This is a genomic window from Thioalkalivibrio sp. ALE11 (assembly GCF_000381205.1).
Classification (GTDB): domain Bacteria; phylum Pseudomonadota; class Gammaproteobacteria; order Ectothiorhodospirales; family Ectothiorhodospiraceae; genus Thioalkalivibrio.
In genome coordinates this window covers 23,734-33,558 of sequence record NZ_KB906180.1, presented here as the reverse complement: position 1 = coordinate 33,558, position 9,825 = coordinate 23,734, and the positions used below count along the sequence as shown (strand labels likewise).

12 protein-coding genes, 1 pseudogene and 1 CRISPR repeat array are annotated in these 9,825 nt (G+C 64.3%); of the genes and pseudogenes, 8 read left to right on the top strand and 5 right to left on the bottom strand.

Annotation, left to right across the window (positions count from 1 at the left end; all coding sequences use genetic code 11):
• On the bottom strand, positions 1–190 hold a 190-nt coding region (locus F620_RS0112630), incomplete at its 3' end, for a helix-turn-helix domain-containing protein (protein ID WP_026331465.1).
• Between the two features lie 145 nt (positions 191–335).
• On the opposite strand from F620_RS0112630, the gene F620_RS15205 reads away from it, so the two are divergent.
• Together F620_RS15205 and F620_RS0112625 are read left to right on the top strand one after the other, a co-directional pair.
• Complete coding sequence (locus tag F620_RS15205) at positions 336–707, top strand: hypothetical protein (protein WP_155987021.1); 372 nt, start codon at positions 336–338, stop codon at positions 705–707.
• Between the two features lie 161 nt (positions 708–868).
• The gene (locus F620_RS0112625) at positions 869–1,324 is read left to right on the top strand and encodes a hypothetical protein (protein ID WP_155987020.1); all 456 of its coding nucleotides are present in this window, start codon (positions 869–871) and stop codon (positions 1,322–1,324) included.
• Between the two features lie 83 nt (positions 1,325–1,407).
• Here the strand turns inward: F620_RS0112625 and F620_RS15200 are convergent, their stop codons facing one another.
• A complete protein-coding gene (locus F620_RS15200; protein WP_019570836.1) occupies positions 1,408–1,569 on the bottom strand; it encodes a hypothetical protein in 162 nt (53 codons plus the stop codon).
• A 70-nt stretch (positions 1,570–1,639) separates the two neighbouring features.
• Positions 1,640–2,389: pseudogene (locus F620_RS14430) on the bottom strand (DDE-type integrase/transposase/recombinase); the annotation flags it as partial.
• A 248-nt stretch (positions 2,390–2,637) separates the two neighbouring features.
• Between F620_RS14430 and F620_RS0112610 the strand changes: the two are divergent.
• The gene (locus F620_RS0112610) at positions 2,638–3,669 is read left to right on the top strand and encodes a YafY family protein (protein ID WP_019570834.1); all 1,032 of its coding nucleotides are present in this window, start codon (positions 2,638–2,640) and stop codon (positions 3,667–3,669) included.
• 17 nt (positions 3,670–3,686) lie between these two features.
• On the opposite strand, the gene F620_RS0112605 is transcribed toward F620_RS0112610, so the two are convergent.
• Positions 3,687–4,448, bottom strand: a complete 762-nt coding sequence (locus F620_RS0112605) for a SprT-like domain-containing protein (protein ID WP_019570833.1) — start codon at positions 4,446–4,448, stop codon at positions 3,687–3,689.
• Between the two features lie 161 nt (positions 4,449–4,609).
• Positions 4,610–4,999 carry a Card1-like endonuclease domain-containing protein gene (locus tag F620_RS14895; RefSeq protein WP_081621773.1) on the bottom strand — a complete coding sequence of 130 codons (390 nt, stop codon included), beginning with the start codon at positions 4,997–4,999 and terminating at the stop codon, positions 4,610–4,612.
• Between the two features lie 8 nt (positions 5,000–5,007).
• Between F620_RS14895 and csm6 the strand changes: the two genes are divergently transcribed.
• From csm6 to cas2, 5 genes are all read left to right on the top strand, one after another.
• Complete coding sequence (gene csm6, locus F620_RS15385) at positions 5,008–6,171, top strand: CRISPR-associated ring nuclease Csm6 (RefSeq protein ID WP_019570832.1); 1,164 nt, start codon at positions 5,008–5,010, stop codon at positions 6,169–6,171.
• An 88-nt stretch (positions 6,172–6,259) separates the two neighbouring features.
• A complete protein-coding gene (locus F620_RS0112595; RefSeq protein WP_019570831.1) occupies positions 6,260–6,544 on the top strand; it encodes a CRISPR-associated endonuclease Cas2 in 285 nt (94 codons plus the stop codon).
• Positions 6,545–6,550: 6 nt separating this feature from the next.
• Positions 6,551–7,537 (top strand): CRISPR-associated endonuclease Cas1, encoded by a 987-nt coding sequence (gene cas1 / locus F620_RS0112590; RefSeq protein ID WP_019570830.1) that lies wholly within the window; start codon positions 6,551–6,553, stop codon positions 7,535–7,537.
• The gene (locus tag F620_RS0112585) at positions 7,527–8,270 is read left to right on the top strand and encodes a CRISPR-associated endonuclease Cas1 (RefSeq protein ID WP_019570829.1); all 744 of its coding nucleotides are present in this window, start codon (positions 7,527–7,529) and stop codon (positions 8,268–8,270) included. The genes cas1 and F620_RS0112585 overlap by 11 nt, the downstream gene beginning before the upstream one ends.
• Before the next feature lie 9 nt (positions 8,271–8,279).
• The gene (gene cas2 / locus F620_RS0112580; protein ID WP_019570828.1) at positions 8,280–8,603 is read left to right on the top strand and encodes a CRISPR-associated endonuclease Cas2; all 324 of its coding nucleotides are present in this window, start codon (positions 8,280–8,282) and stop codon (positions 8,601–8,603) included.
• Between the two features lie 138 nt (positions 8,604–8,741).
• Positions 8,742–9,824: a CRISPR direct-repeat array (repeat unit 36 nt; unit sequence GTTGAACGACAGCCCTGAAGACAAAGGGATTAAGAC).
• Position 9,825: the final 1 nt, after the last annotated feature.

The following is a 9,825-nucleotide window of genomic DNA, read 5'->3' as shown; positions in this document are numbered from 1 at the left end:
TACGGTCTTCCACCTCGGTGCGCCGGCGGCGCCACTTGCGCACCGTCATGCGACTGATGCCGTAGCGCCGGGCCAGTTCCGGGTCGCTGACGCCGGCCGGCGCCTCCTGCAGTTCCTGCCGGATCCGGGGTGTGGTGCGGGCGTTGGAATGGATCGTACTCGCCATGCGGTCAGCCTCCCGTTCGCTCATCGGGCACAATACTCATCCACTCCCGGGCATGAAACAGGGGTGCCTTCTCTCGCGGTATGCAATCAGGCGAGACCTGACATCTAGAGAAACAAACACAGCTACAGTCAGATTTTTAACAGGTTCCGGGTTGAGGTCGGAGGAAGTAATGGTTTCGCTGTTCTTCCCAGAGAATGGTGACCCCTCGGGCATTTCGAACGCTTTTCAAGCCGCAGAATCAGAAGAGCTAGTGCGCTCCTGTTATTCGTCTCGTTTTGTTCGAGCCAATCGAGACGTAACTATTGGTCCGTCCGACCAGCTACTTCTTGATTCGATGTATAAGTACGATGTGCGCGGTCATCATGTGCAGGCTTTTAAGCTTGAGCTAAACCCGCCTCTCCGTGGTTTACTGAAGCGCTATCCCAATGGTGTTCAGCCTGCAACAGAGCGTAAGCGTTATAGAGCTGTTTTTCAAAATGCCGAATGGCATGCGTTTTTTATTGGATCAATAGGAGAATTCATTGAAAGATTTGGTGTTTAGGAACGTGTTACACACCATATCTTATTCAGGTCATCAAGCCGACTCTCACTGCGCTATATTACGTTCATGCGGATTGTGGGGTGCAATAGGCAGAGCATTTTGAGGAAATATTTTGAGGAAGTCCTGTTATGGGGTGGTTTAAGAGGAGAGTTAAAGTTGGCATGGATCCTTTGATCAAGGATCGCGTGCAAAAAGCATTTACGAATAACAGAGGCACAGTGTTCGAGATGCTAGCGGCTGCCAAACGAGAGCCGAATGAGCCTGAAGCCGTAATCTATGCCGCTTATCAGGAATTGTTGGCGATGATGCTGGCAGGCGCAGACGAGCAGGTACGTTATTGCTATGTCGAGGCAGCATGTCGATTCGTAGATAAAGAGGAGCCCGGGCAAGGGGAGCGTCTGGAGCAGCGGTTCTTGGAGTATTCTTCCGCTTTTGGGCTCGATGTTGCAGACGGCCAAGCACATTTAGCGCCGAAAATGATTGGTCTCGCACTGGACAACATTGTTGGGGCATCTGATGAATCGGTTGTGTCTGCAAGGATGGCTCTCGTGATGGTGCACAAATCCTGTTTGGAGGTAAAGGTTCCATTCTTCAAAGACTTGAAGATTGTTATTTAAAAATTGTGTTAACCAAGCCATCCAGCCGATGTAGTGCTTTTCAATCTTAAGATGAGTCTGAATGAGGGGGTCGGTGAAGCCCTTCATGCGGACAGGTTTTGGGTGTGGTGGTTGATGGAGTGGAACAGTTCGGCCCGGGTCTGGTTGCGGGGGCGGGCGGTCTCATTGTCGCTGGTGGCGTAATCGATTGCATCGAGTTGTTCTAAGTCGATTCCGGGCTTGAGGTGGTGGTCGGTGTCGTGCATGGATTTGAGCGTCTCGAAGGGGGCGTCCGCGGTCAGGCTAGTTGAGACCTCCCTTGATGTTTGGGTGTTATCAATGACCGGGGGCGAAGAAGGGGTCAGGGCCCGGTTGGTTGTATATACGTTTTAGGAATAAATCGGGCCGTTCCTGTTGCCAGGCCTTGAGTGTCTCCACCGGCGTTCGTTGCCCCAGGGCCTTCTGCCCGATCGGATGGTTGTACAGGCGCTGGTAGTCCCGGAGGGTGTCTTTCAGGTGCTCTCGCGAGCCGAAGCGTCGGGTGCGCAGCAGATCGGCGATCCGGCCGTTGAAGCGCTCCACCATTCCGTTGGTCTGCGGCCGTTTCGGCCGGATCAGACGATGCTCGATCCCGTGGTCGGCGCACAGCCGGTCGAACGGGTGGCGTCCGGTGGGCTCGCGCTCCCCGGTGGCCGCAAAGCGGTCCGTGAACTCCTTGCCGTTGTCCGTGACCACGTGCGTGACATGGAACGGTGCCCGTTCGATCAGCTTCTTCAGAAAGCCGCGCGCGGCCTCGGCCGTCTTCGAGCGCCGCACCTCCAGGTAGACCCAGCGCGAGGCCCGATCGATAGCCACGAACAGGTAACCGCGCGAGGGCTCGTCGGCCATCTGGGGCAGGTACTTCACGTCCACGTGCACAAAGCCCGGCACGGAGTCCTTGAACGGCTTGTGGCCCGGCTCGACGGGCTCGCCGGCCTGCTCGTGCTTGGGTGCCTGCAGGTCGCTGACACCATGGCGCCGCAGGCAGCGGTCCAGTGCCGCCCGGCTGAGGTCCGGGTTCAGGAACTCGCGCGCCACGATCAGTAGGTGTCCAGCGACAGCAGGGCATCCGCGGTGCGGACGGCCGGATACGCGGCACCGTGGAGGAGGGCCCGGGTTCCGCGCCGACGCGGGTTCGCGATACGGACGGGCGCATTCGGTATGAAATCGATGAGCTACGTTGAAAGGTCGTGCCTCAGCTTCGGCGTGCGGGCGTCGCGTCTTTGCGCCGGTGATGACCGGCTGGCAGGCTCCACCGTGAGAGGGACAACCTACGGGCAGAGGATGGACGGGAGATGACCCAGGGCAACGGAATGCGCGCGACGCTGCAGCGGCGGATGCTGCTGCTGGGCATGGTGCCAAGGCAACCCCGCCGGGTGAGTGCACCGGAACTGGTCGAACGCCTGCAGGCGCGGGGATTGGATACGACCCTGCGCACCATCGAGCGGGACCTCGAAGCGCTGTCGGCGTTTCTGCCACTGGGACGCGACGAGCGGGACCGTCCATACGGCTGGTACTGGCTGGCTGACGCCCCGTTGCAGGACATGCCTGCCCTGGATCCCGAGACGGCGCTCACCCTCCAGATCCTGGATGCTCATGCATCACGCCTGCTGCCGCCGTCCGCCCGGGAACGGCTGGCACCGCAGGTTGCGCGGGCGCGGGAGGTGCTGGAAGCCACGGGTCAGTCGTCCGGCCTGAGTCTGTGGCCCGAGCGGGTGCGCATCCTCCCCAACGGTCCGCCACTGGACCCGCCGGCCATACCGGAGGGCGTGTTCGCGACCGTGCAGCAGGGCCTGCTGGAACGCCGCTGCCTCGATATCACCTACCGCTCGCGCTCGAAGAATCGGGTCCGAGACCACCGCATCCGCCCTCTGGCGCTGGTGTTCCGGGAGCCGGTCACCTACCTCCTGGCCACCATCGCACCGCACCAGGACGTGCTGCATCTGGCCGTGCACCGGGTCGAGGCCGCGGCCCTGACCGAGGTGCCGGCGCGCGATCCGGACGTCGGCTTCGATCTCGACCAACTCATTCAGGAAGGCGCATTCGATTATCCCGAGGGCGACACCATCCGACTGGAACTCTGCGTGAGTCCGACATTGGCCTACCACCTGCACGAGGCGCGCCTGTCCGACGACCAGATCATCGAGCCCGAAGCGGACAGCGAGCGCTCTCGCGTCACTGCAACCGTACGTGACACCGCGCACCTGAAGTGGTGGGTGCTGGGGCTGGGTGCGGGTGTGGAAGTGTGTGGACCAACTCATCTGCGCGAGGCGATCGCGGAGGAACTGGATCGGGCACGAGAGCGCTATCAGGACTGTGGTACCTGACCGCCGGTGCGTTTGCGTTACCGGCCTTCCCCCGAGAGGTCCTCCATCGGGTCGAGACATACCCCGCAGTTCACGGCAGTGTCCGGCCGCGTCCAGACCCGGGCGCCGCAGCTCGGGCAGGTCAGCCGGACCCGAGGGTCGGGTCTTGGTTCGGGCGGGCCGAAAACCGCGGGCTTTTCCGGGTCCTCGCGTGGCGCGAGAATGTCGGCCGGTGCCGGCGTGCTGGCCACGCCCAGGCCCTGTTCGGCCAGGGCCTCGTGGACCCGGGAGACCGTCTCCGGATCGGTCGGAGCGTGGCGGTCGAACCAGGGCAGTGAGAATCCGGTCGCCAGCAGCTCTTCGCAGGCGCGGGCGAAGGGGCCGTCCGGCCGGATGTAGTGGGTGACGCGCCGACCTGTCTGCTTGCCGTCCGGTAATCCGGTATCGCTTGGTACCAGGCCGATGGCCTCCATCCTGTTCGCCCACTCGCGGTTGTGGTGGTTCGAGCGGCTGGGCTTGCCGAAGCACTCCTGCCAGTGGTGAACCATCTCGTGCACGAGGGTGGAGAGCGCGACCTCCGGCGGGTTCAGCGTGAAGTACCCCGGATGCACACCCAGCTCGTGGATGATGGTGCCGTCCGCGGATATAAACCGCTCCGCATGGTGATAACCCCGCTGCCGACGGGAACTGCGCAGCGTGATCAGACACGGTGGCAGCGCGTTGTCGAACAGCCGTACGTTGAAGTGATCGAAGGCCTGCTGGAGGGCCGAGTACATGGAGAGGGTGGGGGAGTCGGTCATGGCGTTCACCCGGGGTTGAGCCTCGGGCGCCGATTGTACAGGGCCTCTTTTGTCACAAATCCCGTCACAAAAGCTTGCGAGCCGGCCTTTGTCCCGGCAGGGGAGCAATAAGGCCCGACACCGAGTGCACTTCCGGGTCTCGGACTATCCGGTCCGCCTGCTCAGGACCCGGATTTCGGACGAGCTTTCCAGTGGCGCACGATGTCCCGCAGTTTCGGGAGTTCGTCGGGACCAATCAGCCGGATCCCGTGCTGTCGCGCGCGAGTCTGCATGGACCGGGTGGGCGCTCGGGCGCTGATCATCCAGGTGGTTCCGAACACGCCGCGCAGGGTCTGGCCGAGGCTGTCCAGTTTGTAGAGCTGCTGGTCGTCACCGGCCTCGTCGCGCCCGTGCCGCAGCGTCTTGCATTCGACGGACAGGGGGCGAGTCGATCTGTTCAGGAATCGAGCCGGTTGCCTCGGCCCTGAACGCAGTCCCGGCTGTCGGGTTCCGGGGGCTGGTCGTGTCCGGTGCGTCGGCGGTAGCCTTGGTCTCTGGTTCCCCCGCGACATGCCTGTTCATGCATCGAATCCTGCTTGCCGTGACCGGCCTCAGCCCCCAGGTGCTGACGGAAACCCTGTATGCGCTGGCCGTGGGCCGGGGCGCCGGTGGCGACGCCTGGGTCCCGGATCGGATCGTGCTGGTGACCACCCGTTCCGGGCGGGACATGGCCCGGCGCACACTGCTCCCCGACGGTGAGGACCGGTTCGGGCGGCTGCTGCGGGACTACGAGCTGCCCCCGGTGCATTTCGACGAGGGCAGCATCCATGTGCTGCACGACGCCGCCGGGGTGGAACTGGACGACATCCGGGACGACGCGGACAACGAGATCGCGGCCGATGCCGTGGTCGAACTCATCCGCGGGCTCACGCAGGATCCCTCCGGAGAGCTGCATGTGTCGCTGGCCGGGGGCCGCAAGACCATGGGCTTTTATGCCGGCTACGGGCTGTCACTCTTCGGCCGGCCGGGCGACCGGCTCTCGCACGTACTGGTGAGCGAGCCGTTCGAGGGTCGCCCGGAGTTCTTCTACCCCACGCCCGGCGACCACTGGATCCGCTACCTCGATGCGAACGGCACCCCGCAGTGGTGCAACGCCCGCGACGCCCGGGTGGTGCTGGCGGACATTCCGTTCGTACCGCTGCGTGCGTCGTTGCCGGACGACACCTTCCGCGAGGGCGTGGGTTACCGGGACACGGTCCGGGCCATCCGCGAAACCCGGCCGGACACCGCCCGTCTGGCCTACGACCTGGAGCGGAGGATCCTGCTGGCGAACGGGCATGCGGTGCCCCTGACGGGGGCGCAACTGCTCATCCACCTGCTGGCCGCGATCCGCTACAAGTACGCGACCGATCGTGAACAGCTGCTTCGGGCCCCGGTAAAAGGCGCGCCGGACGCCGACTGGACCCGGGATGCGCTGGCCACCCTGCGCCGGCTGGGTGACTGGCCGGATCCGCTGGCCGAGGAGATCCATGACTTCCTGGGGCCGCCGGCCCTGCCCCGTCCGCTGGATGGCGAGCGCTTCAGCCCCATCCTCAGCATGCTCAACAAGCGCCTGAAACAGTCCCTCGGCCCGGCGGCCGCCCCGTTCCTGGTGCGGTCGGACGGGCAGAGGCGTGGAGGCGCGCGCTATTCCCTGCAGATCACGCCGGAGCACGTCGATCTGGAGGCCCCTCCCGCGCGCTGACCCCGCCGCGGCGACGACAAGCTTGTTGTTCCGTACGCCCACCCCCACAGCCTGTACTCTGCTCTCAACACCCACACCGAGGGCGGTCATGAGCCGGAGAAGCCTGTACCTGGCGGCCTACGACGTGCGCAAACCCAGCCGCCTGCGGGCGGCGCTCAAGCGCATACGCGAACACGCCACCGGCGGCCAGAAGTCGGTCCACGAGGTCCACCTGACCCCCGCGGAACATCGCGAACTCCTGCACGACATGAGCCTTCTGCTGGAGGAGGACGAGGACCGCTTCCTGCTCCTGCGCCTGGATCCCCGGCAGGAACCGCTGGTCTACGGAAAGGCCGTGATGCCGCAGGACCCGACGTTCTTCTACGGCGGCTGAGCTGAGATGGCCACCCTGTACGTCGACCGCCGCGATCTGGAGCTGCGTCTGGAAGGACGCACCCTGGTGCTGTACGTGGAGGCCCGACGCGAACAGCAGGTGCCCCTCGCATTGCTGGAGCGCGTGGTGCTGGTCGGGGCCAGCATCCGGCTCAGCTCGCGGGTCGTCCTGACGCTGGTGAACGCAGGCATCGACCTGCTGTTCCTGCCCACCCGCGGGCGCCAGGGCGCCACCCCGGTCGCCGGGCCGCTGCACGGCAATGCCGGCACGCGGGTGGCCCAGGCCCGGCTGTCGGCACACGACCCGTTCTGCCGCCGCGAGGCCACGCGTCTCGTTCGCGCCAAGCTGCGCCGTCAGCGCCTCTGGCTGAGACGCCACGCGCGCCACCGGCCGGAACACGGCCGCGCCGTCCGGCGCGCCACCGAGCACCTGAACGAGGCCCTCGCCCGGCTCGACGACGGGCCACCGCCCGAACTGGGCCGCCTGCGGGGCATCGAAGGTTCCGCCGCGCGGGTCTATTTCGAGTGCCTGACGGAGCTGGTCCCCGACGGGCTCGACTTCCCCGGGCGTCGCCGGCGCCCCCCGCCCGACCCGCTCAACGCGACCCTTTCGCTGGCCTACACCCTGCTCCACTTCGACGCCGTGCGCGCGGCGCGCATTGCCGGGCTGGATCCCGCCGTGGGGTTTCTGCACGAAATCGCGCACGGACGCGAATCCCTGGCTTCCGATCTCATCGAACCACTGCGCCCGCTGGCCGACGCCTGGGCGCTGGAACGCTTCGCCCAACGGGACCTGCGCCCCGACCACTTCCACACCGACCAGGGCGCGATGCGCCTGGGCAAGGCCGGGCGCGCCCGCTTTTTTCGCGCATGGGAAGACCGGGCCCCGCTGGCCCGCCGCTATCTCGCGCGCACCACCCGGCGCCTCGCCCGGGCCGTGCGCGAGGCCGCCACCGAGGCCGCCCCTCCGGGAGAAACCGCCGATGCCGATTGATGGAAACGACCGCATCCCCCTGTACGTCACGCCGGGCATCCAGCGCGTCGCCCGGCGGGATCCGGGGCTGTACCTCCAGCATGCCGACGGCCGCAGCATGCAGATCCCCGTAGCGCGCATCAGCCGCGTGATCAGCCCGGTATCCGTACCCTGGGACCACTCGGCGCTGATGCTCACTATCGAACAGGGGGTCTCCGTCCACTGGATCAACCGCGACGGAGAGGTAACCGGCCGGCTGCTGCCGCAGACCCCCGCCGCCCTTTCCCGCGAGGCGCTGGTGGACCAGTTCCTGGGGCATGCCGACTGGCGCGAGCGCCTGGATGCCTGGGCCATTTCGCGGCGCGACAGCCAGTTGCGGGAATGGCAGCAACGGCGAACGCTCAACCCGCGCGTGCATCCGGCGCGCGCCCGGCGCGAATACGTCCATCGCGGCGAACACCCCAACTTCTTCCCGATCGACGCGCGCCCCTGGACCAGCGCATGGGTCGCCAGCACCCTGCTGCAAGACGGCTTCCCGCTACAGCGTCCGGCGGATGCCGACGGTACCTTCGACCTGTGCGAAACCCTCGCGCCCCAGCTCTGGGCCGAGCTCAACCTGGGATCCGGCAGCCTGATCGAACAGCAGGATGACGATTTCAGCCTCCTCCATTTCTTCGAGGTCTGGACCCGTCAGCACCACCTGACGCTCACCGAAGCCGTGCGCTCGCTCGGCCGCCTCCTGCACCAGAGCTGACGACTCGCCATGGCCCGCAACCGCTCCATCCCCTGGCTGATCGCCTACGACATCAGCGACCCGCGTCGGCTGCAGCGTTTTCATCGCTTCCTCCGCCAGCACGCCACGCCGGTCCAGTATTCGGTGTTCCTGTATGTGGCCTCCCACGACCGCGCCCGGCACTTCGCCACCACCCTCGAAGACCGCATCGACCCGCGTCACGATGACCTTCGCCTGTACCCGCTGCCCGCCAGCCCCGAATACCAGACCCTGGGCCGCTCCCATCCGCTGGCCGGCGTGCAGCTGTTCGGCAACGGCGTCACCCTCGGCCTGACCGGAGAACCCGACGCATGAACCACCCGACCCGACTCCCCCCGCGCCACGGCCCGGCCACCCGCACCCGAACGCTGCACGCCCCTCCGAGCACACCCCGGATCATCTGCAACCCCCCCTCGCAACCCACTGATTCCCGCGCTACAATCGAGCCGAGCAGTTGAACGACAGCCCTGAAGACAAAGGGATTAAGACTCCCGCGCCAGGTCAAGCGGGTGCATATTTTCTAGTTGAACGACAGCCCTGAAGACAAAGGGATTAAGACGCAGCACTCGCTCAGGATTTGATCCAGCTTCTCGTTGAACGACAGCCCTGAAGACAAAGGGATTAAGACGCGCAGCGGCTGCCGCCTTCGCTTTCTCACGCCGTTGAACGACAGCCCTGAAGACAAAGGGATTAAGACCTCGGGGGACAGAGCCAACGGCACCTCCGTGACGTTGAACGACAGCCCTGAAGACAAAGGGATTAAGACATCCCCGATTCCTCCGGCGCGTGATCTTGTTCTCGTTGAACGACAGCCCTGAAGACAAAGGGATTAAGACCCGCTCGTGCAGGTACTGCACGAGCGCGGGGTGAGTTGAACGACAGCCCTGAAGACAAAGGGATTAAGACGCGCGGTCTTTGTCATCCTTGATTTGCAGGGCCGTTGAACGACAGCCCTGAAGACAAAGGGATTAAGACGCCGATCCGGCGCATACGGGTGCGAAGGTTCTGAGTTGAACGACAGCCCTGAAGACAAAGGGATTAAGACGTCCCCGGACACAATCGCTTCGCGCAAATGCGCCGTTGAACGACAGCCCTGAAGACAAAGGGATTAAGACGGAGAACATGCGCAAGGGCGTGCAGCAGGCGCGTGTTGAACGACAGCCCTGAAGACAAAGGGATTAAGACCTGTCTGCGACGCAGACACCCATTCCGGCTCTTGTTGAACGACAGCCCTGAAGACAAAGGGATTAAGACGAACCGCACAGCATCCCTTGCCGCCCTTGGCTATGTTGAACGACAGCCCTGAAGACAAAGGGATTAAGACGCCGAGTTCCTCCGCCAAATATGCATCGACGAACTGTTGAACGACAGCCCTGAAGACAAAGGGATTAAGACTGTTGATCTGAGTCTGGTGAGCCATTTCCTATCTCGTTGAACGACAGCCCTGAAGACAAAGGGATTAAGACATTCGGCGGTAGTGTGCGATAGCACACAATGAAGGTTGAACGACAGCCCTGAAGACAAAGGGATTAAGACG

Bases quoted from the DNA above. Each gene is read 5' to 3' on its own strand.
- F620_RS0112625 (WP_155987020.1), top strand. From the start codon at position 869: ATGGATCCTTTGATCAAGGATCGCGTGCAAAAAGCATTTACGAATAAC.
- cas1 (WP_019570830.1), top strand. From the start codon at position 6,551: ATGGCCACCCTGTACGTCGACCGCCGCGATCTGGAGCTGCGTCTGGAA.
- cas2 (WP_019570828.1), top strand. From the start codon at position 8,280: ATGGCCCGCAACCGCTCCATCCCCTGGCTGATCGCCTACGACATCAGC.
- F620_RS0112605 (WP_019570833.1), bottom strand. From the start codon at position 4,448: ATGACCGACTCCCCCACCCTCTCCATGTACTCGGCCCTCCAGCAGGCC.
- F620_RS0112595 (WP_019570831.1), top strand. From the start codon at position 6,260: ATGAGCCGGAGAAGCCTGTACCTGGCGGCCTACGACGTGCGCAAACCC.
- F620_RS0112610 (WP_019570834.1), top strand. From the start codon at position 2,638: ATGACCCAGGGCAACGGAATGCGCGCGACGCTGCAGCGGCGGATGCTG.
- F620_RS15200 (WP_019570836.1), bottom strand. From the start codon at position 1,569: ATGCACGACACCGACCACCACCTCAAGCCCGGAATCGACTTAGAACAA.
- csm6 (WP_019570832.1), top strand. From the start codon at position 5,008: ATGCATCGAATCCTGCTTGCCGTGACCGGCCTCAGCCCCCAGGTGCTG.
- F620_RS15205 (WP_155987021.1), top strand. From the start codon at position 336: ATGGTTTCGCTGTTCTTCCCAGAGAATGGTGACCCCTCGGGCATTTCG.
- F620_RS0112585 (WP_019570829.1), top strand. From the start codon at position 7,527: ATGCCGATTGATGGAAACGACCGCATCCCCCTGTACGTCACGCCGGGC.
- F620_RS14895 (WP_081621773.1), bottom strand. From the start codon at position 4,999: ATGTCGCGGGGGAACCAGAGACCAAGGCTACCGCCGACGCACCGGACA.